Source organism: Streptomyces sp. NPDC021115, assembly GCF_044333065.1.
Lineage (GTDB): Bacteria > Actinomycetota > Actinomycetes > Streptomycetales > Streptomycetaceae > Streptomyces.
Genome location: NZ_JBIRQF010000025.1, coordinates 84,484 through 105,892 on the forward strand (window position 1 = coordinate 84,484; position 21,409 = coordinate 105,892).

Annotated in this window: 14 protein-coding genes and 2 pseudogenes; 11 read left to right on the forward strand and 5 right to left on the reverse strand. The window is 67.6% G+C overall.

The window, feature by feature from the left end; all coding sequences use genetic code 11:
- Window position 1: 1 nt before the first annotated feature.
- A complete protein-coding gene (locus ACH4TL_RS41480) occupies window positions 2-757 on the reverse strand; it encodes a TetR/AcrR family transcriptional regulator (protein WP_398329118.1) in 756 nt (251 codons plus the stop codon).
- A 65-nt stretch (window positions 758-822) separates the two neighbouring features.
- Entirely contained in the window at window positions 823-1,740 is a 918-nt protein-coding gene (locus ACH4TL_RS41485; RefSeq protein ID WP_398329121.1) for an SDR family NAD(P)-dependent oxidoreductase, read from the reverse strand.
- Between the two features lie 244 nt (window positions 1,741-1,984).
- On the opposite strand from ACH4TL_RS41485, the gene ACH4TL_RS41490 reads away from it, so the two are divergent.
- From ACH4TL_RS41490 to ACH4TL_RS41500, 3 genes are all read left to right on the forward strand, one after another.
- Window positions 1,985-3,619 carry an acyl-CoA synthetase gene (locus tag ACH4TL_RS41490; protein ID WP_398329124.1) on the forward strand — a complete coding sequence of 545 codons (1,635 nt, stop codon included), beginning with the start codon at window positions 1,985-1,987 and terminating at the stop codon, window positions 3,617-3,619.
- Between the two features lie 46 nt (window positions 3,620-3,665).
- Entirely contained in the window at window positions 3,666-5,750 is a 2,085-nt protein-coding gene (locus ACH4TL_RS41495; protein WP_398329127.1) for a thiamine pyrophosphate-binding protein, read from the forward strand.
- Window positions 5,751-5,849: 99 nt separating this feature from the next.
- The gene (locus ACH4TL_RS41500) at window positions 5,850-6,428 is read left to right on the forward strand and encodes a nuclear transport factor 2 family protein (protein WP_398329130.1); all 579 of its coding nucleotides are present in this window, start codon (window positions 5,850-5,852) and stop codon (window positions 6,426-6,428) included.
- Window positions 6,429-6,644: 216 nt separating this feature from the next.
- Here ACH4TL_RS41500 and ACH4TL_RS41505 read toward each other — a convergent pair whose 3' ends face one another.
- Window positions 6,645-7,106 (reverse strand): integrase core domain-containing protein, encoded by a 462-nt coding sequence (locus tag ACH4TL_RS41505; protein ID WP_398329186.1) that lies wholly within the window; start codon window positions 7,104-7,106, stop codon window positions 6,645-6,647.
- Between the two features lie 210 nt (window positions 7,107-7,316).
- Here ACH4TL_RS41505 and ACH4TL_RS41510 point away from each other — a divergent pair.
- Window positions 7,317-8,404: pseudogene (locus ACH4TL_RS41510) on the forward strand (integrase core domain-containing protein).
- Window positions 8,405-8,445: 41 nt separating this feature from the next.
- Here the strand turns inward: ACH4TL_RS41510 and ACH4TL_RS41515 are convergent.
- The gene (locus tag ACH4TL_RS41515) at window positions 8,446-8,811 is read right to left on the reverse strand and encodes a VOC family protein (protein WP_046929261.1); all 366 of its coding nucleotides are present in this window, start codon (window positions 8,809-8,811) and stop codon (window positions 8,446-8,448) included.
- 96 nt (window positions 8,812-8,907) lie between these two features.
- Here ACH4TL_RS41515 and ACH4TL_RS41520 point away from each other — a divergent pair, with 96 nt between their 5' ends.
- A complete protein-coding gene (locus tag ACH4TL_RS41520; RefSeq protein ID WP_398329133.1) occupies window positions 8,908-9,873 on the forward strand; it encodes a helix-turn-helix transcriptional regulator in 966 nt (321 codons plus the stop codon).
- A gap of 514 nt (window positions 9,874-10,387) precedes the next feature.
- Here the strand turns inward: ACH4TL_RS41520 and ACH4TL_RS41525 are convergent.
- Window positions 10,388-11,071, reverse strand: coding sequence for a DUF6308 family protein (locus ACH4TL_RS41525; protein ID WP_398329136.1), 684 nt, complete (start codon window positions 11,069-11,071; stop codon window positions 10,388-10,390).
- A 380-nt stretch (window positions 11,072-11,451) separates the two neighbouring features.
- Here ACH4TL_RS41525 and ACH4TL_RS41530 point away from each other — a divergent pair, with 380 nt between their 5' ends.
- The 6 genes and pseudogenes from ACH4TL_RS41530 to ACH4TL_RS41555 all read left to right on the forward strand — a co-directional run bounded on the left by ACH4TL_RS41530 (window position 11,452) and on the right by ACH4TL_RS41555 (window position 21,398).
- Window positions 11,452-14,340 carry a DEAD/DEAH box helicase family protein gene (locus ACH4TL_RS41530; RefSeq protein ID WP_398329139.1) on the forward strand — a complete coding sequence of 963 codons (2,889 nt, stop codon included), beginning with the start codon at window positions 11,452-11,454 and terminating at the stop codon, window positions 14,338-14,340.
- The gene (locus tag ACH4TL_RS41535) at window positions 14,337-17,240 is read left to right on the forward strand and encodes an N-6 DNA methylase (RefSeq protein ID WP_398329141.1); all 2,904 of its coding nucleotides are present in this window, start codon (window positions 14,337-14,339) and stop codon (window positions 17,238-17,240) included. The genes ACH4TL_RS41530 and ACH4TL_RS41535 overlap by 4 nt, the downstream gene beginning before the upstream one ends.
- 10 nt (window positions 17,241-17,250) lie before the next feature.
- Complete coding sequence (locus ACH4TL_RS41540) at window positions 17,251-18,894, forward strand: AAA family ATPase (protein WP_398329144.1); 1,644 nt, start codon at window positions 17,251-17,253, stop codon at window positions 18,892-18,894.
- A gap of 14 nt (window positions 18,895-18,908) precedes the next feature.
- The gene (locus ACH4TL_RS41545) at window positions 18,909-20,078 is read left to right on the forward strand and encodes an HNH endonuclease (RefSeq protein WP_398329147.1); all 1,170 of its coding nucleotides are present in this window, start codon (window positions 18,909-18,911) and stop codon (window positions 20,076-20,078) included.
- A 227-nt stretch (window positions 20,079-20,305) separates the two neighbouring features.
- Window positions 20,306-21,131: pseudogene (locus ACH4TL_RS41550) on the forward strand (integrase core domain-containing protein).
- A 33-nt stretch (window positions 21,132-21,164) separates the two neighbouring features.
- The gene (locus tag ACH4TL_RS41555) at window positions 21,165-21,398 is read left to right on the forward strand and encodes a CocE/NonD family hydrolase C-terminal non-catalytic domain-containing protein (RefSeq protein ID WP_398329150.1); all 234 of its coding nucleotides are present in this window, start codon (window positions 21,165-21,167) and stop codon (window positions 21,396-21,398) included.
- Window positions 21,399-21,409: the final 11 nt, after the last annotated feature.

Here is a 21,409-nt window from a genome sequence, read left to right on the forward strand (position 1 = left end):
CTCACCCGCGCCGTACGGGTGCCGACGCCTTCGCCTTCTCCGTCTCTCGTGCGGTGGCCAGAGCGGACGCCGCCTCCCGTCGCTCTCTGAGGAGTCTGATTCCTTCGTCGGTGGCTGCGCGGACATCGGCCCGGTCGGCCCGCTGCTCGCCCAGCAGAGCGGTGACCGCTGCGGACATGGTCGTCACGGGGTCGGTGACGGTGATGTCACCCGGCACGCGCGTCCGGGTGAGGCCCTGGGAGAAGCCCACCATCAGCGCGTGCAGCGCGTAAGCCTGTTCCTCGACGGCCCAGTCATACCGGACGAGCCCGTGCCGGCGCACTATCGGCAGTGCCGCGGTCAGAAGCGCGGCGGGGCTGAGTGTCGCAAGCAGTTCCTCGCTGCGCGGATGGCTGGCCAGGGCTCCCAGCACATCGGCATCACCAACCACCATGGCTCGCACGAACGGACGGTCGAGAGCGCTGCACACCAGATAGGGGTAGAGCCGGTGAGGGCGACCGAGCTCCGGGTCCGCGGTCAGAGCCTCGATCCCGTCGTCGGCGAATGCCAGGAACTCCCTGGCGAACAGGTCGAAAACCAGGTCTTCCTTCGCGGGCCAGTACAGGTAGGGCGTGCCCTTGCCGACGTGTGCACGGGCCGCGATCTCCGCGACGGTGACGCCCTTCACTCCGCGCTTGAGCACAAGCCCTTTCGCCGCGGCCAGGATCCGTGCCGCCGTGCCGGAGTCGCGTCCCGCCTTGCCCACGCTGATGTCCATGACCTCACAATAGCCAAACTGACCATTGCCATCATTTGGTCAGTCGGTGAGGCGCGTCACACCCTCTACCTGACCTCGTCGTATATGAACTCGCCGGCATTGGGATACGGAGCCCCCGTCGACCGGTCCAGCGCACGCCCCACCGCAGCCGACACGGTCTCGATGGTCAGGCCCGGGTCCGGCCCGGTGGCGGCGGTACGGCTGAGGAACGCCTCGCTCATCGACCCGGCGGAGGTGTCCAGGAGCTTGCCGGAGACCGTGCAGTCCTCGTGGGCGAGCCATGCCGCCACCGGTGCCACCGCCTCCGGGACCATCCCCGAGGCCCGGTTCCGCTCGCTGACATGCGGCTTGAGCATCGTCTGGAGCGCGACGGTGTCGGCATACGGCGCGATGGCGTTCGCCTTGATCCCGTGCTCCGCCCCCTCGGCGGCCAAGGATCGGGTGAGGCCCACGATGCCCAGTTTCGCGGCGGCGTAGATCGACTGGAAGGGCAGGCCGACGAGCGCGGCCCCAGAACTGATGTTGACGAGGCGGCCGTAACCGCGCTCGGTCATGTGCGGCCATGCGGCACGACACATCCAGATGTGGCCCATGAGGTGGACACCGACCACGCGCTCGATGTCCTGGTCACTGATCTCGTCGAAGCGCGCGAACGGGGCGATGCCCGCGTTGTTGATCAGGATGTCGACGCGTCCCCAGGCATCCAGGGCGGCGCCGATGATCGCCCGTGCGCCGTCGCGTTCCGCCACGGAGTGGCCGTCGCTGACGGCTTCCCCGCCGACCGCGCGGATCTCGGCGACGACGGCCTCCGCACCGGGGCCGATCTGCCCGCGCCCGTCGGGACCGACGCCGAGATCGTTGACCACGACCTTGGCACCCCTCGCGGCCAGGAGCATCGCGTACGACCGTCCGAGACCAGGATTGCTGCCCGCACCGGTGACGACCGCGACCCGCCCGTCGAACCGGAATTCCTTCACGCTCATACCGTCCGCCCTCCGTCGTGGTGTTGGCGACGGCCTGTGAACCTAGCCGCGCGATCCGACCGGGGCGAGCATCCGAAAGAAGGGGCGCCACCCCTCCCTTCGAAGGGTTCACAGCAGGAGCGAAACGGGCCAAGACTCGAACATCCCTGCTGCCAAAAGTAGTTGACGAAGTCACCGGAAACTGCGGCGCTGGAGAGAGGAAGGCATGTCGGTAACTCGCCCGGGACGCGATGCCGCTCCCAACATGGAGGATTACGACGCCGAACGGGCCGCCTTTCGCTGGCGGGTTCCCAAACGCTTCAACTTCGTATCGGATGTCCTGGAACGAAAGGCCCGGCAGACGCCGGACGAACTCGCCCTGCTGGTACTGCATTCCGACGGCAGAACGGACAGGAAATTCACCTATCGCGACCTCGTCCTGGCGAGTCGGCGTATGGGTCATGCGCTCGCTGCGCTCGGTGTCCGGAAGGGCGACCGGCTGTTCGTCATGCTCCCTCGGATCGCCGAGTGGTATGTGGCCATGCTCGGCGCGATCCGCATCGGCGCCGTCCCCGTGCCGGCCACGCCTCAGCTGACCTCCGGGGACATCGCGTACCGGATCGACCGCTCGGGCGCGGTCGCAGTCATCACCGACGGCGAGGGGGCAGGGAAGGTCGACGAGGTCTCCGGGAGACTTCCGCTGCTCGCGCACCGCATCGTCGTCGGCCCCGGACCTTCCGCCAGCTGGCGGGAGTTGATGACTCTGCTCGACCGTTCCTCGGACGCGCCGAAGCCCGCCGACCCGACCGCCGCCGACGACCTGATGCTCCTGTACTTCACGTCCGGCACGGTCTCGTACCCCAAGATGGTCGCGCACACCCAGGCAAGCTACGGGATCGGCCACCAGGTCACGGCGCGCTACTGGCAGGACCTCCGCCCCGGCGACCTGCACTGGACTCTGTCGGACACCGGGTGGGCAAAGGCGGCGTGGGGCAAACTCTTCGGGCAGTGGGCTCAGGGCGCCGCCGTCCTGGAGATGGATATGCGCAAGCCCGATCCCGACCTGATCTTCGACACCGTCGGGCGCCACGGAGTCACCACGTTCTGCGCGCCACCGACGCTCTACCGCTCACTGGTCACCACCGATCTGGCGAGCCACGACCTGTCACGCCTGCGTCATTGCGTGTCGGCCGGCGAACCGCTCAACCCCGAGGTGATCCGCATCTGGCAGGAGGGCACACGTGGGCTCCTCGTCCACGACGGCTACGGGCAGAGCGAAACGGTCAACGTGCTGGCCAACTTCCGCTGTCTGCCGGTGCGCAGCGGCTCGATGGGCAAGCCGGTTCCCGGTTTCGACGTCGCCGTGGTCGACGACGAGGGCACGCAGGTGCCGGTGGGTGAAGCGGGCAATGTCGCCATCCGCGTCGAGCCCGAACGGCCGGTAGGGCTCTTCGCGGGTTACTGGAACGACCCCGATGCCACCGCCGCCGCGTTCACCGGCGGCTGGTACTTCACGGGCGACAAGGCGCGCCGCGACGAGGACGGCTACTTCTGGTTCGAAGGCCGCAAGGACGACGTGATCACGTCCTCGGCGTACCGCATCGGACCCTTCGAGGTCGAGTCGGCGCTCGTCGAGCACCCCGCGGTCGTCGAGGCGGCGGTCGTCGGGCAGGACGACCCGCAGCGCACTCAGATCGTCACCGCGTTCGTGATCCTGCACCCCGGCATCGCAGCCTCACCGCAGCTCACCAAGGAGTTGCAGGAGCACGTGAAGCGGACGACCGCGCCGTACAAGTACCCGCGACAGATCTATTTCGTCACCGAGCTGCCCAAGACGGTGTCGGGCAAGATCCGCCGCGGCGAGCTGCGGGAGCGGCTGCGGGGCACCGCCGGCGCCTGAGACGCGAGGGCACGAGGCACCTGGAGGAGCAATGGAGGAGCATTCGATGACAACGGCCGACGCGCCCGCGACACAGATCGACGGCGAGTGGAACTTCACCCTGCGTCCGAGGACGCTGCCACCGCAGAGCGGTGTTCTCACCCTGGCCCGTGACGGTGCCGCGCTGGCCGTACGGTTCGAACATCCCGACGGTGTGGGCTCCGGCACGGGAACCGTCAACGGGCCGAGCCTGACGTGGACTTGCCCGATGGGTGACAACCCGACCCCCATGCACTTCGAGGCGGAGGTCGAGGGTGACCTGCTCCTGGGCCACGTCGAACTGGTCTTCGGGGCGTTCCGCGAGCGGGCCCCGCTGGAGGCGGTACGTACCGGGTCGGACGCGCAAGTGCCCTTCCGCGAGGGGTCTGTCGCCCTCGTGGAGACGCTGGCCGCGTCCGGGGTCGAGTACGTCTTCGGCTACACCGGCGGGGTCTCCACGAGCCTGGAGCGCAGCATCATCGGGCACGGCGGCATCAAGGACTTCAACGCGCGCAACGAGCTGTCCGCGGCATGGATGTCCTACGGCTACAACCGGATGAAGCGACGGGCCGCGTCCGCAGCGCTCACCTGGTGTGTGGGCGCGCTGCACGCCTCCCCGGTCGTGTACGCGTCCAAGCTCGACTCCACTCCCCTGGTACTCATGCTGATGGAGAGCGCGGCGGCCTGGGACATGCGGGACATCCTGCAGGACGCCACCGAGCTGTACCCGGCGCTCAAGCCGCTGTCGAAGTACATCAAACGCGTCGTCGACGGCGAGGACCTCCCCTTGGCTGCCCGGCAGGCCGTACTCGCCGCGAGCACCGGCAAGTTCGGCCCCGCGGTGCTCGACCTCACCCAGGGCGCGATGTACCAGCGGACCACCGTCAGGACCGAACCGCTCGCTGTGCCGGAGCCGCCCGCGGCGGGCGAGACGAGTGTGCGGCGGACGCTGGAAATGATCGAGGCCGCCGAGCGGCCGGTGATCCTGGCCGGCGCGGGGATCCACCTGGCCGACGCCACACGCGAGCTGCGCCGGTTCGTCGACACGACCGGCATTCCGGTGGTCTCCAGCGGGGCCGGTGGCCGGGCGGTACTGCCGGACGACCATCCGCTCTACGCGGGTGACATGAGCGGGTGGGGATACTTCGGGACCGGCACCAAGGTGGCCGAGGACGCCGACCTGTGGATCGCCGTCGGGTTCTCCTTCTCCCAGACGGCCACCCTGTCGTGGTCCCTCGCCAAGCCTGCGAACGTCGTGCACGTCGACGTCGAACAGTCCCAGCTCGGCCGGATCTTCCAGCCGACGCTGGGCTTCGTCGCCGATGCGAAGGTGTTCCTCGGCCAGCTCAACAGCCGCATCGAGGGTTCCGGCGCGGAGAGCCGACACCGCATGGACAGGGCACGGGCGGTCGAGATCGCGGCGGCCAAGGGCTCCTACGCCGAGACGCTCAGGTCGTTCGTCGGCACCGACCCGATCATGCCGGCCGCGGTCGGCCAGATCCTCTCCGAGGAGGTTCCGGCAGGCACCGTCTTCGTCAACGACGAAGGATTCCCGGTGCCCGGCATGACGTACCAGGAGTCGAAGTATCCGGACGGCTTCGCCGCGCCCCTGGGCTTCCACTACGCGGCACTGGGCTCTTCGCTCCCGGTGGCGATCGGGGCGAAGCTCGCCGCACCCGACCGCCTGGTCGTGAGCCTCGGCGGCGACGCCGGCTTCTACTACGACTGCGGCGAGCTCTCGGTGCTCGCAGAGCGCGGGCTCAAGGTCATCAGCATCGTCCTCAACAACGGCGGGCTGTACGGAGGCCGGCGCGGCCGCGAACACGGAGGCCCCGGCTCCATCCCGCTCAAACACTGGACCGACCTTCCGGAGACCGACTACACCGCCGTCGCCCAGGGCATGGGCGTGCCGGGCGAGCGGGTGGAGAAGACGGAGCAGCTCGCCCCCGCGATTCGCCGGGCCGTCGAGGCGGATGGACCGTACTTCATCGAAGTCATGACCGCCGCGAGCACCATGCACCTCCACCTTGCCGGATGGCCCGACCCGGATCCCAGGACCACCCGCAAGGGCGGCCATGGCGACCTGTCCGTCGACGGCTCCTGGCCGAACTGACCACCCCCCTCTCGCCCATTGCACATGTCCGAACCCACACGGCAGCCGGTGCATGCGGCCCCAACGCCCTCACCGATTACCCCACATTGAGGAGAGACCATGGCTACGGTTGAACGACACGAGGACGAGAAGCGGGTGGGGGCTCGCAAGCCCGACATGGCAAGGTTCGTCGACTTCCTGGAAGCACGGAAAGCCGAGACGAAGAATCCGAGGCACGCCGCGATGATCGCCCTCCTCATCGAGCACTCGGTCGCCGAGGTACGCGACCACGACATCGACCGGACGATGGCGACGCTGGTCGAGGACTGCGTCTACCACTACTACGGCGATCCGGTCATGGTCGAGCACAGCGGCGGGTCGGCCGTCCACAGGGACACCGTGCGCGCCAACTACCTTGCGAATATGGCGAACGGCTCGCTGGACATGGACAGCATCGAGGTCGAGGTCGAGCACTTCTTCATCAACGACGATGCCATCGCCTGGGACGGTTACGCACGCCTGCGGATGTCAGGTGCGGCACTCGTCGAGGCGGGCATCCCCCTGCCGGAGGGGGGCACGGTCGACGACGACTTCGTGCACCGGGCAAGGCAGGCCATCGTCATCCCGTTCCGCGACGGCCTCATGGTCGGCGAGGACTTCTACCTCGACTCCCAGGGAACCTGGGAGCAGGTGATGTGACCGCACCCGGCTGCCGCCACGCACGATCGGTGTTCAGGCGTGAGGCGAACGGCGCACACTGAGCACGGCGACGTCGTCGTGCGGTGTGCCGCCTTTCGCGAACGCGCGAGCATCGTCGTGCACAGTCTTCGGCAGCTCACTGGGCGCCGTGGAGATGAGGTCCGCAAGCCGCTCGCCGAGCGGATAGAAGGTGCCTGAAGGGTGTCAATATGCCGATCAGGCTGCTGAGCTGGGCGTTTCCTGTGGATGGTGAGACAGTCGGAGTGGCATGGTGTGGTACTCGTTGAGTAGTCCGCCAAGTACTTGTCGACGCCTGACCGTGGCAGCGGGCAGGGGGATGATGTTCGGGTCGTCGTCTGGTGCTCGTAGATCGAGCCTGCGGTGGGCTCGTCCGGCGTTGTAGTGCTGGGCGTACTGGTTGAGGACTGTGCGTAGGTGTCGTTCGCCGGTGATGAGGAGTCGGTCGGTGCATTCAGTACGGGCTGTGCGTATCCACCGTTCGGCGAACGCATTGGACCGCGGGCTTTGCCGCGGGGTTGGGATGACGGCGATGCCGTTGCCGGTGAAGACGGCATCGAATGCGGCGGTGAACTTGCTGTCCCGATCACGGATGAGATACCGGAAGCACCCTGTGGGGTTCCAGAACTCGGCCCTGCCCCGTGACCAGCAAGAATCGATGAAGCATCACAGGCCAGGCAAAATCGTCCTTCGTGTCCTTACGCCTGCTCTACCTGGTCATCACTCGGCTGCTCAGCTGGTTTGTTTTACTCGGGCGTTCCTCCGCGTCCAAGGACGTCGAGTTGCTCGTTCTTGTGCCGTTCAGGAATGCGTCGTTGCAGGTCGTAGGCGGTCTGGCGGGATCAGCGGGCGTGCTGGGACCATGTCCAGGTGATCGTGTCACTGGTGTATCAGGTCACACGGAAGCTGCTCTCGGTTCCTGCGGTGTTGCTGCGTCGGCGGACGTCCAGAGATGCTGAATTGCTCGTGCTCCGGCACGAGAACGCGGTGCTGCGCAGGCAACTTGCGAGTCCGGTGCGGTATCAGTGGGCGGAACGGTTGTGGTTCGCGGCATTGTCCCCGCTGATACCCCGGCGTCGCTGGGCGCAAGTGTTCCCTGTTACGCCAGGGACGTTGCTCCGTTGGCATCGGCGCCTCGTTGCACGCAGGTGGGACTACAGCGAGTGCCGGACCAGGCCGGGCCGGCCAGCGACAGCGGAAGTTGTGAAGGAGTTGGTGCTGCGGCTGGCGCGGGAGAACCCGCGCTGGGGCTGCCGCAGGATCCAGGGGGAACTCGCCCGGCTGGGCCACAGGATCGGCGCCTCCACCGTCTGGAAGATCTTGACTGCAGCCGATGTCGACCCGGCTCCCCGCCGCGCCGGGCCGACGTGGCGCGAGTTCCTGACATCCCAAGCCGAGGCCATCATCGCCTGCGACTTCCTGCACATCGACCTGGCAAGCCTTCGCCGGGTCTACGCGCTGGTCTTCCTCGAGCACGGCACGCGCCGCCTCCACATCGCCGGCGTCACCGCTCATCCGACCGCGCAATGGACGGCCCAGCAGGCCCGCAACCTCGCTCTTGAGGTGGACGTGCACCTCGAGTCGCTGCGCTTCTTGATCCGCGACCGGGACAGCAAGTACACAGAATCCTTCGACGCGGTCTTCGAAGCTGAGGGCATCGAAACCGTCCAGACCGCCCGCGGGCCCCACGGATGAACGCGCACTGCGAGAGAGTCATCGGGACACTGCGGCGTGAACTCCTCGATCACGTGCTGATCTGGAACGAGACCCACGCTCGCCACGTCCTCGATGTCTACGCCCGGCACTACAACGGCCATCGCCCCCATCAGGCTCGAGAGCAACGTCCGCCCCTTACCGACAGCCGGACCGCACCATTGACCGACTCGAGCACTCCGCGACGACTACTCCAGACTCGCGTCCTCGGCGGCCTGATCAACGAGTACAGACACGCGGCCTGACCTGCCGCGACAGATTTCTGAACGGCACAGGATAGTGCAGGTCAATCGACCGGGGAGACTCGGATGAGGTTGCCGTCAGGGTCCGTAATCACGAACGTGCGGCCGAAGACAGCATCATGCGGCTCCTGCACAACGTGGACCCCCTTCGAGGCCCACCTCGTGAAGATCTCGTCAATCGCCTGCGATGGCCCCGGCACCATGAGTCCGATCTCTGTCGTACGAGGGAGGCTCGGGACCGCGTGCTCGCTGTAGCCCGTCCACAGTGCGAACAGGACACCGGGGGCAGCTTCGAAGGCTACGTAGTGGGGACTGGTGAAGGTCGGTTCGATCTCGAACAGGTCGCTGTAGAAGGCGGTGGCGGCCTCGGCGTCGCGGACGCCGATCAGGAACAGGTTCGGTGCGGGCACGGAGTGCTCCTCAACTCGTTGATTTCTCGGTCCAGCACCCAGTGGATCACCCAATCGCGACGGAACCTGTCACCTTTTCTGAGAACATGGGTAAGCATGAAGGCTTCAAGGCTCCTGCATCTCCTGCTGCTCCTGCAGACCCGTCAGCGGCTCACTACCACGGAGCTCGCCTCGCGTCTTGAGGTGTCCCGGCGGACTGTGCTGCGGGACGTCGAGGCGCTATCGACAGCGGGCGTGCCCGTCTATGCCGAACGTGGGCGGAACGGCGGGATCGTCCTGCTCCCCAGTGCACGGCTCAGCGCATCCCATCTGGAACCACCAGAACTGGAGGCCCTATCCGTGGCCGGCTTGGACAGCGCACTACGTGAGCGAATGGGCCTAACTGCGGTGTGGGAGTCGGCCGAGCGCAAGATCGCCGCCCGCCAGGCTGCAGCACCTGAGTCGCCGAGCCCGCTGCGGCTGGCTGACCTTGTGCTTGTCGACAGCACCGCGTGGTTTGCTGCCCCCGAGGCAGCGGTCGAAGTATCGGATCTGGCCTCGACCCTGCGACACCGGCGACGCCTTCGAATCCTGTACCGGCGCAGCGCCGAGAGCCAGGCCTCGACACGGGTGGTCGACCCGTACGGGATCGTGGCGAAATCAGGTCGCTGGTATCTCGTCGCCGATGACCAGGGCGACAGCCGGCTGCTCGCTCTGGAACGACTTTCGGCCTTCGAACAGCTAGACGCACCAGCCGTGCTCCAACCAGGCGAAACCCTCCGCACCAGATGGGCCGAGTTGAAGAAACGCACTGAGGAGCAAGATCGCGTGAGCGTGACCATCCGCCTGCCGGAAAAGGGTCTCGACCTGGCGCGGCGCATCCTCGGCACCCGCATCCACCATGTCTCCGACGCGGAAAAAGGCTCGTGCGTCGTCGTCGTGCGCTACCCCGACATCGAGTCGGTGCGTCAGCTTCTTCAGTTCGGCGACCACATCGAGGTGCTCGCCCCTGAGACGGCCCGCGCACGCATCAGTCAGCTCGCCGGGGACCTGGCTGACAGACACTCAACCCCCGCATCGTGATTGCCGATCAGGTCCCCTGTTCTCAATCAACGTGCCCGGTCAGTACATCTAGCAGGTCCTGGTACTCATACCCGATGCGCGGCAGTCAGATCACCCATGTCCTCTGCATTGTCTCGGGTTGGGCGCCTATAGGAGGGAAAACGAGAGCGATACTCCCCCTGAACGAGCCACGAGGCAGGTATGGCGCATGGAGTGCGGCAGATAGTGTGGGGCGGGCTGCTGCTCGCCGTCGCTGCCGAAGTAACAGGCGCCGTCGAGGGCCAGCCAGTCTGTCAGCGCCAGTTGCCGCCGTTGAGGCGGCGGCTGGCCCGGCCCTTGGTGATGGTGGTGAAGATCAGCGCATCACCGACGAGCCAGTGGAAGTAACGTTCGAACACCCTTGGTCGTGGGCTCGCGGTTTCGACGCACTCCACATGATGCGTCATCGGAGGCACATCGAATTTGGGGGGCAGTCGATCAGACTTCCAGCTCGTGACCTCCGCCTACGCCTTTCCGCTGCACTCCTCTCGAGAGCTCAACTCGTCGGGACCTGCCCCTGCCGTCCTTGATGCATCCAGGCGATGACGTCGAACACACGCAGGATGCCGATGTCCTCACCGATCCCCGCCTTGTCGCGGAGATGGGCCAACTGATCGTAGAGGGCGCCGTTGTCCGCCCGCAGGGCCGCAGCCAGCGCTGCCCAGAAGGAGTGGTCTGTCTTCGGTCGTTCAAAGAGCTGCTTGATGCGGATGTCGTAGATGGGGAGGAGGTGGGGACGCATGCGGGCCAGCAATTTGCCTGCGACAACCGGGCCGCTGCCGTCGGGCTTGCCGGGGTGCTGCTTGGTGCCGGCCAGGCGTTCCCATAATTCCCAGGCCGGTCCGCCTTCCACTATGAGCACATCGCTTCGGGCATCCTCCAAACGTGCGTCACGAGGGATGAGCGACAGCAGGCGCGCCCAGTGCCCGTCGGGGTCGGTCAGCAAGTTGATCGCGCCATGCGGCTCCAGGAAAACACTGAGCGTGGTGATGGCCACCAGGTCGTTGCTGTCGAAGCAGTACGCGACGTACTCGGCGTCCCCGCCCCCGCCCAGGCGCTCGAAACACGCGCCGGAATAAAGCAGGTCACCGCATGAGCGTCGTCGGGTGAAGTACTCACCCAGCAGGCGCACAGCCTTCTTGTCGTCCCAGTAGATCTCCGGGATCTTCAACCCGATCACCCGAAGCCCCCAACTCCCACGCCACCAGTGATGTGTCGGTGGACGGTACACCAGCTGAGACCCTGCGGTGACTTGAGCGGAAGCCGCGGCCAACAGTCGCGCCTGTGCTCCACTGTATTTGGGGTGGCTTCTGGCACCTGGTCCAGGCGTGGGCTTTGGTCCTGTTGGCGTCTGAGAGCTGGCAGGAAATGCCATTTTCCGATGTTCCCATCATGCGGACCCTCTGACCCTCTATCACCATCCTCCGTGTCTCGGGGGAACCTCAGTCCCTTCAGGTCGGGCCCCGAGGCCCGACCTGAAGCGATAGATTTGGGGTGCCTGTTCGACGCCGTGCCACGGTCGCCGGTGATGCTAACGAAGAGTGAAGGGAACGTGGGCGAGTGCACCAGGTGGCTGTCGAGGAAGCCCTGGCGGAGCTGGCCGCCGCTTCCGCGAACTTCGGCTTTCTGCTGCCGCTGGAACCCCTCCTACTGGTGTACGGCGCGGGTGCTGAGGCCGACGCGCACGACCGCCCGAAACGGTCCCTCGCCCAGGCCCGGCAGTTCGCGGAGGTCCTGACCGCGGAGTCCGTCCGGCTGCTCGGTCCGGATTCCAGCGACGGCCCGGTGCACCGCGTGCTGGCCGAACTGCGCCGCTCCGGCGACCTCACACCAGACGGCGAGGCCGGACCGGACGACCGGCCCCGTGCCCGACGTCTCGTACGCCACTGCTTCGACCTGGGCGTCTGGTACTTCCGGCTGCGGACCGGAGTGCGTGACGCGCTCTCCTTCGTCCCGCCGGCCGAATGGGAGGACGCCCCAGTAGGCTCACCGCACCGGCAGATCCCCGTGCGGGAGCAAGTGACTGGCTTGGCCACCCGGGTTGCTCTGCTCGACGAGTACGCCCCCGTGCTGCGGCGGTCCTTCGACCGGCGTGCGCCCACTGAGACGGCCACCCACGCGCCCCTGAAGGCACGTTCGGCCCTCCTGGAGGCGGAGTGGCGCGTCGCGGATCTGCTGACCGAGGCAGGATGGGCCGTACGGGATGATTCTGACACGCCGCACGAGCTACTGGTGCGAGGGGTTGCGGTGCGGGGCGCGGCGCAACCGGACCAGGCAGCAGGACGAGACTACGTGCTCCGCGTCGACGGCCGGCCGGTGGGCACCGTTGAGGTGCGGCCCCGCGGCAAGGATCTGCGGGCTGCGCTGGCCCGGCCCGGTGAGGCTGGCACCCCGTCGACGGCGTCCGCGGAGCAGCGGATGCCCTACACCTACGCTACCGACGGCGTCCGGGTGCTGTTTCGGAACGGGGATGACCCCGAGCCGCGCTTCCGGGAGATCTTCAGCTTCCACCAGCCGGATACCGTGGCCCGCTGGCTGCGGGAGGCTGTGGCCGATCCCCAGGCGCCGACGTTTCGGGGCCGCGTGCGCCGCCGTCTTCCGGACCTCGATGATGATGGCTATGCCCAGAGTGTTCTACGGTCGTGGCAGTACGACGCGGTCCGGGCGTTCGAGAGCTCGCTGCGCCGTGGCGAGCGCCGGGCCATTGTCCAGATCGCTGTGGGGGGCGGCCGAGCGGTCACGGCCGTCACCGTGGCCTACCGCCTGCTGCGGCACGCCCGGGCCCGTCGAATTCTCTTCCTAGTTGACCGGGTGGACCTCGAAAAGCAGGCACTGGCCACCTTCGCGGCGTACTCGGGTCCTGGCGAAGACGGCCGGAAGTTCACCGAGTCGTATCGGGTGGAGCGGCTGAGCTCGGACGTCGTGCCATCCCAGGAGGTCGTTGTGAGCACCGTGCAGCGGCTTCACAACGTCCTGTCCGGGGGTAAACCGGCGTCCGGAGTCCGCTACCGCCCCGAACTACCCCCCGAGTTCTTCGACCTCATTATCGCCGACGACTGTCACCGGTCCGTCTCCTCCCGATGGCGCGCGCTGTTCGATTACTTCGACGCGCCGGTGCTCGGCCTGACGGCTACCCCGACGGACCAGGCGCTGAAGGTCTTCCAGGGCAATCTGGTCAGCTCCTACACCTTCGCGGACGCCGTCGCCGACGGCCGAGCCGTGGACATCACCATCTACCGCATTGGCGGCCCCGCCACGCGACCGGAGTGGGCGGCCGACACCCTGGAGGAGTTGGACCTCGACGCGAAGGAGACCCTCGGTCACCGTCGCTCCGTGGTGAGCGGTCAAGCGCTCCACGCCGCGCTCACGGCGTTCAAAGAGGGGTTGCCGTCGATGTTCCCCGAGCGGGAGTGGCTCGGTTCCGAGGATGTGGCGCTGCCCAAGACCGTGGTCTACGCGGCCGACGACCGGCATGCAGACGAGGTGGTCGACGCGCTGCGCACGGTGTTCGGGCAGGGGCCTGGCTTTTGCCAGAAGGTGAGACTCAACGGCGGGTCACCGCACCTGTGGCTCTCGCGGTTCCGTAACACAGTCGAACTGCGGGTCATCGTCGTGGTGGGCCCGCTCACCGGTGCGGACATCGCCCCCGTCGAATGCCTCTTGTTCCTGCAGGACGTCAAGTCCTCAAATCGGTACTTCCAGATGCTTGCTGTCGGGACGCGCCCTATCGCGCCGGCGGAACTGCGGGCGGTCACCCCCGGCGCGTCGGCCAAAACCCACTGCGTGGTCGTGGATCCGGTCGACGTCACACGGCACCATGCTGGTCAATCTTCCACAATGAGGAAGCGGGGGCGAGAGAAGGAGGCGTACGAGGCACCGGCCGCTGCCGCAACGGTCGACGACGCCGAGGTCATGGAGCATTGGCGGTCCTTCCTCCGGGCGGGCAACGGCCCGGCGCGGGAGCTGATCACCGGAACAAGGGCCCTGGCCGAGGAGGACGTCCGGATGCTTCGCTCATGGGCCGAGTCTCTGGCGCGACCTCCGCATAGCCTCACAGCGGAGCGGATCTGGAGCGCGTACGAACGCGCCGGTGTCACTGTGTCGGATCCCCGTCGGCCGCGGACACCGAAGGGGCCCGTGGACCTCCTTGCCCTCGTCCGGCACGAAGCGGGCCTGGAGCCGCGCCCGCGCCCCTACCGCGACCAGGTCTTCGGACGGCTCGACGCGTGGATCGACCACCAGGAGCGCGGGGGACGGTCCTTCGACTCCGACCAGGTCTGGTGGATGGAGCACATCGCGGACGCCACGGCGGCCGGCGGACACTTCGCCACCGCATCTCTCGACGCCGTTCCCTTCACCCTCAGGGGCGGCACGTCGGGCTTCCTGCGCGCCTTCGGCGAGCAGGGTGCGGCCCGCCTGCTGGACGAGCTGCGGAGTGTGCTGGCGTGAGGGCGGGACTGCCGTCCGGCTGGACCGAGGTTCCGCTGGGCGAGCTGTTGCGCGAGCCGCTGGCGGCGGGCCGGTCCGGTCAGGCCGTCCCGGGAGGGGTGCCCGTCCTGCGCCTGCCCGCGCTGCGGTCGGCGACGGCCGACCTCGCCGAGTCCCGAGAAGGTCCGTGGGCGTCGGCAGCGGAAGCGGAAGCGGCCGACCATCTGATCCGGCCAGGCGACATCCTGATGAGCCGCAATGGCGGACCGGGGGCGCGGATCGGGCGGGCCGCCCTGGTCCGCGAGACCACCGGGCCCACGACGTACCCCGGCACCATGGTGCGGGTGAGGATCGACGAGCGGCTGATCGATCCCGAGTACCTGGTGTTGGCGTGGGCGACCCGTGCCGTACGGCGCCAGATCGAGTCGTCCGTGCGTCAGGGCGCCGGCATGGGGCACATCGCGGCACGGGATCTGGAACGGGTTCGGCTGCCGCTGCCCCCACGGTCAGAGCAGGAGCGGATCAAGACCTCTCTCGCCTTCTGGTTCGCCCGGGTCGACGAGGAGGAAGCCGCCGTCCGCGACATCCTGCGGCGGGTGGAAGACCTCCGCGCCCTCGTGATCGACCGGGGCGTCCTCGGCCGCACCACGAACGGGCCGCACGCGGACCCGGAGTCTTCCGCAGGCTCCCACCGCGCTCCCCTGCCCGCCGTCCCCGAGGGATGGCGATGGGTCACCCTCGGCGAGCTGGCCGAAGTTGTACGCGGTCCCGTGGCGAACAGCCGGCGTGCCGACGACCCGCACGAGGTCGAGGTGGGCTCCCTGCGCCCGGCCGAGCTCCGGGGCGAGCGCTGGGCACACGAGCGGATACCGACGGTGCGGCTGGACGCCCGTAGAGCGGAGGCGACCCGGTTGAGCCCCGGTGACGTCCTTTTTGTGCTGAGCGGACAGCCCGACAGCCTCGGCTTCGCCCGGGTGTGGGAACAGGACTCCTCACATCGCACGTACGTACCGAACCACCACGTGGCACGGGTCCGTATGACCGGGGACGCCCTGCACCCCCGGCTGCTCGCCCTGTACGCGAACGGGCCCGGCCAAAGCTGGCTTCGGGGCGCCGCACGGAGCACAGCCGGCCTAGCCTCCCTCGGCCTCGACCAGCTGCGGCAGACCCCCGTACCCGTGCCTCCACTCGCCGAACAAGGCACGCTCCTCACCTCCGTGGAGGCGTGGAACAGCGGACTCACCTCCGTTACGGCCTCGGCCGAGGAAGCCTTGGCAATGGCGGACCGGCTGCGCGACGGCTGCCGGGACCAGGCCCTCGCGGGCAGGCTGCCCCGCGGCGCAGCGCCGAGTAGCGAGAACGACGTACGACTCAAGGGAGCAGTGACCGTGCCGCCGACGACGCCCGCCCGACGGCCTGTCAACCGACCTGAGGTGGAGCGCAAGGCCGAGCACCTTTGGTCCTCCTTCCCGCCACTGACCGACGACGGCCTAACAGCCTTGGAGTACGGAGAGCAGGTGACATACCTGCTCTTCCTCAAGACGGCGCAGGAGTTGCGGCGCCGGCCCCTCAACCGCGTCGACGTCCTGGGGCGCGACGCTTGGGACGAGCTCGCGCTACACGAGGGCACGGAACTGATCCAGCACTATGGCGCCCTGCTGGCGGAGCTTGGCGAGCGCGGCGGCGTAGTCGGCCGCATCTTCCACAAGGCCCAGAACCGCCTGCGCCGCCCGCTGCACCTCCAGAACCTGATTCAACAGGTCAAGGAGGGACTCCCGTGGTGGGACGAGCGGCCGGAGTGGCGCGCCCCGGTCTTTGACGCGTTCCTCACCCGGTGCGCTCAAGACCACCGGACCGCCGCAGGCCAGTACTTCACCCACCGGGAGCTGATCGACGCCATCGTCGCGTGCTGCCGTCCGACCGTCGAGGACACGATCATGGACCCGGCCGCAGGCACCGGGGGATTTCTGGTGCGGTCCTTCGAGCACATCGCCCGGTACCTCCCGCCGGGTGTCCCGCCCGCCCAGCGGGAGCAGCTGGCCCACGGCGCGATCCGGGGGACGGAGCTGGTGGATGCGACGACGCGCCTCGCTACCATGAACCTGTTCTTGCACGGCGTCGAACGCCTCGACGGCAACCGGGCGGCCATCGAGGTGCGGGACTCCCTCGCGGTAAGCCCCCGCCGCCGGGCCACACTCGTCCTCACTGATCCGCCCGTGGGGCAGCGACGCTCAGTGACCTCGTCCACTGGCGCGTCCAACCTCGATGGCGCCGAGGACCTCGCCCTCGTCCGGCCGGACTTCTGGGAGGCCACCAGCCACCAGCAGCTCAACTTCATCCAGCACGTCTATACCCTGCTGGAGATCGGCGGACGGGCCGCTGTCGTCGTACCGGACGGCGTCCTCTTCATGAAGGGCGCCGGGGAACGGGTACGGAGACAGTTGCTGAAACAGTGCGACGTGCACACCCTGCTCCGCCTCCCCATCGGGTTCTCTGCAGGCTTCTCAGGGGTAAAGCTCAACGTCCTGTTCTTCGAGAAGGCCGCGGCCCGCCCCGACGGATCGCCGGCCACCCGCCACCTCTGGGTCTACGACGCGCGGACCGGACACACGGCCGTCGCCGATTCCCCGGGCTCCAGTCTCGACGCGTTCGTCGCCGCCTACCGGCCCGGGCACCCGCCCGAGACCCGCACCGCGTCACCGGCGTTCAAGCCCTACTCCGTCGATGCGCTCCTCGCTACGCCCGGAGCCAACTTCGACCTATACGCCGATCTGCGCGAGGAGGAGCCGGGAGAGGTTTCAGAGCCGCACCTGATCGCCCAGCAGATCTCCGAGCGGCTGGAGGACACCTGGCGACGGTTCGCCAGGCTTGCGCAGGAACTCACGCCGCCTCGCGATGCCCGTACGTTCCGGTCCGGCTGAGGGGGATCCGATGCAGCTACTGCAGCTGAGGCTGCCCGACTACCGCGGCCTGCGGGACTTCGCCCTCGACCTGGAGAGCGCCATCGACAAGGGGCAGGCCATTGCCGTACTGATCGGTCCCAACGGAGGCGGGAAGTCCCGGATCCTCCACGCGCTCGCGGAGCTCTTCGGGGCTCTCTACCGCTGCGCCTTAGGCCATTCGGGCCGTACGGACTTCGGATACGAGGTGCGCTACCGGCTCCGCAACACGACCGTCGAGATCGTGCAGCCGTCCGCCGAGGCAGATCCGGTCATGTGGGTGACGGACGCCACCGGGTCGCGCGACGAGACACCGCGTCACGACTGGCTCCGCCACCTTCCCGACCACGTCTTCGGGTATCAGGTGCACGGCCGGGTCCCGCAGGGCTCCGAGTTCGAGCGCCACGTGCACTTCGCCGAGGCGGAACTGGCGACGTGGCGCGAGCAGTGGACCGAGTCCTGGTTTGCCTGGCAGGACCGGCCCGAGAACGAGGAGGGGGTGTGGTCGGAGCAGCTGGAGCTGCCGATCACGTGCCCGCTGTACGCCCCGGGATTCCTGTGCACGCCCGACTGGCTCCCCTTGGTCCTGCTCTCCCTGGCCGCCCAGTGGGCGGACGTTTTCGGCGACTACCTTAAGGAGCAGGCCAGGGTGGACGGGGTGGTGTCCGCCACGCTGCACCTGCGTGCCCCCGCGTCAGTGGGGGAAGAGTTGTCAGCCCTGCCGTACTGGGGGCTGGGCGGGCCGCCGCGCGCACTGTTCACCGAGGCGGCAGCATCAGGCCGTTTCGGACCGGTGCCGGAATCGGACCCGCTGTACAGCGCGGGCACCCCCGACGACGGGTTCGCCCTCACCATGAGCAGCCTCGAGGACGTGCTCGCCTTCCGCAACCTCTTCGACAGCGACCTGTCGATGTTTGGGCTCCTGTCCACCCTCCAGATGGCCGGCTACCTGACGGTCGAAGTGCGCGTCCGCAAGGCGGATGGCGCCGTCGTCCAGGCGGACCAACTGAGCTCCGGAGAACAGCAGATCCTCACCGTCCTCGGTCTGCTGCGGCTGCAGCGAGGCCAGGAGTCGCTCTTCCTCCTCGACGAACCCGACGCGCACTTCCACCCCGGATGGAGTCGGCGCTGGTATTCGTCTGTCCAGAGCATGCTCGGCGATGGACAGCGCTCGCAATTCGTCGCCGCCACCCACGAGCCCCTCCTCGTCTCGAACATGCTGCGAGAGCAGATCCGGTTAATCGACACGGACGCCGACGGACGGACCACAGCGCTCGTCCCGGACACCGCCCCGCGCGGCCAGGGGGCCGGCGGGCTGCTCACCTCGGACCTATTCCGCCTCCGAAGCCAACTAGATGAACACACCCAGGACCTGATCGACACCCAGTACCGCCTCATACCGGTGGCCGAGGACGATCCCGAGGCGCGCCAGGAACTCCAGGAGGTCACCGACCAGCTCGACGGACTGGGCTTCGCCACATGGCGCCGCGATAAGGTGCTCTCTTCCTTCCTAGCGGAACTGCACCGTCGGCGCACGGAACTCGTCGTACGAGCCCGGAACGGGACTATGACGGGCGAGGAGCTCGAAGCGACCGCACGCATCCTCTTCGACGAGCGCTTCTCCCGGGGGGTCTGATCCCGGTGCGCCACGTGGACAACAGCGGACTCACCGCGCCGCAGAAGTGGGCGGACCGGGCCACTAAGGAACTCGCGAAGCTCCACAAGGACGCGAAGGACGCGGACAAGGAGCTCTCCTTCCGCGAGATGTGGCGGGAGGACGCGATCCGCGACCGGCTGATCGCCCTCATCGGGGAGAAATGCTGGTACTGCGAGACCAGGTTCGTCCGCTCGCCCTACCACGTAGACCACTACCGGCCGAAGTCCGTCGTCGTGGGTGAGACGGAGCGCCGCGGGTACTGGTGGCTCGCTTACGACCCTGCCAACTACCGTCTCTCCTGCCACCACTGCAACAGCGGCGGTGCCCGTTACGGCAATCAAAGCGCCGGACCTGGCAAGGGAGCCCGCTTCCCCCTGCTTGGGCAACGCGCATCAGACGGCGGGAGCCTAGATGGCGAGCTACCGGTTTTGCTCGATCCCGTGGTGGCCGAGGATGCCGCACTCATGGGATTCGACAGGCAGGGCCATGCTCGGCGGCGTCCCGAGCGGCCGTACTCCAAAGACGAACTGGCACGAGACCTCTGCCGGGTGGACGAGACCATACGCATGCTCGCGCTCAACTCCGACCTACTTATCGAGAGCAGATCTACCCTGATCGGCAGGGTGAACGGACTCGTCCAGCTACACCTCGCCAGCGGAGGGCACGCCGGCGCGGCGCTGTACGCCCGCACCGAGCTCGACGACCTGACCCGGACGACCGCCGAATGGAGCGCGGCGGCCGCTGCGGCCGAACGCCTGGCCCTCCTCGCCCACGACCGCTCGGGAGACGACGCACCCCCTGAGGGAGGGACAGGGGGCGACATCGCCGAACACGTGAGCGACGGAACCGAGCCCCCTAAGGCCACGGCGACAGACCATCGCATTGACCTGCGGACCCTGGTGGCCGTCTTGCCCCCCGAGGCATTTTCCGCAGGCGGGATCGCGCTGACAGGCCGGGGGAAACGGGGGCCGGCCAGAGCAACCCTGCTGGCGGACGGCACCATCATGTGCTTCCAGCGGCCCTTGGCCACGCCCACGTCCGCGGCACGGATGGCGACCGGCGACGACCAAGTGGATGGGTGGACCTTCTGGTCGTTGACGGTGGACGGCACGACCCAGACGCTCTCCGACCTGCGCGACTTCCTGATCACCCAGGACGGCTGACAGGCACCGCCCACCACCACGCTCTTCCACACGGCTTGACCAGCCTCACACCGTCAGAACGGACGTCACCCATCGAAACGGATCGTGTGCCGTTCAGAAACCCTGCGCTTGCCGAGAATGTCATCCGCCCTGGTAGGAGGCATGCACTCGGACTGGCGGTCGTCGGCTCCGTCGCTCGAGTCGGTGCTCTCGCGTAGCGGGTAGTCCACGCGTCATGATGATCGACCGTGCTGCTGCGACTGGCCTACTTGGGCGTGACGAATGCGTTCGCGCTGCTGCGTCTGCTGCCGATGAGCAACCGGGACAAGGATGCGGAGATCCTGGCCCTCCGCCATCAGATCGCGGTGCTCGAACGCCAAATCGGCGGTGACCGAGTGCGGTTCGCTCCGGGCGATCGGGCGTTCCTGGCGGCGCTGCTGCACCGGCTGCCGTTGCCGATTCTGCGGCAGGTGCGGTTGCTCGTGCGTCCTGACACGGTGCTGCGCTGGCATCGTGACCTCGCCAGGCGCCGTCATGCTGTCTTATCGCGTCCCAAGCGACCCGGTCGGCCTCGTACCGTGCGGTCCGTCCGGATTCTGGTGCTGCGTCTGGCGAGGGAGAATCCAAGCTGGGGCTACAGGCGCCTTTATGGCGAGCTGCTCGTGCTGGGAGTGAAGGTGGCTGCGTCGACCGTCTGGAAGATCCTGAAGGATGCCGGCGTCGATCCGGCGCCCGGCCGGAGCTCTCGCTGCCCTCAAGGACACGGGGATCGAGGTCGTCCTCACCGGCATCCAGATGCCGAGAATGAACTCGATCATGGAGCGCTGGATACAGACCTGTCGCCGCGAGCTCCTGGACCGAACCTTGATCTGGAACCAACGCCACCTTCTCCACGCCCTGCGAGAGTTCGAGGAGTTCTACAACTCCCACCGACCGCACCAGGGCATCGCGAACGCCCGACCGCTACACCCACTGCCCACACCAATCAACGATCCCGACAAGCTAAGCCGACTCGACATACGACGCCACGACCGCCTTGGCGGCATCCTCCACGAATACAGACATGCCGCGTGACCTGCACGGATAAGGTATTCGGCAAGCACAGCCTTGAAAGCAAGCCACCGCCGATCACTCAGCACGTCAGAACCGCTTGAGCAAGGGCGCTACTACCACTTCGACTTCAGCACCTGGCCCGTCGACTGGAAGCTGGCCGCAGGACATCGGCTCGAACTCCGGCTGTCCGCCGGCTCGACCGACTTCTTCCTGCCTCCCACCACTCCCCTGCCCGACGTCACCCTCGCCCTGGGCGGCCGCAATGCCTCGTACATAACTCTTCCCTGACCGAACGGGGC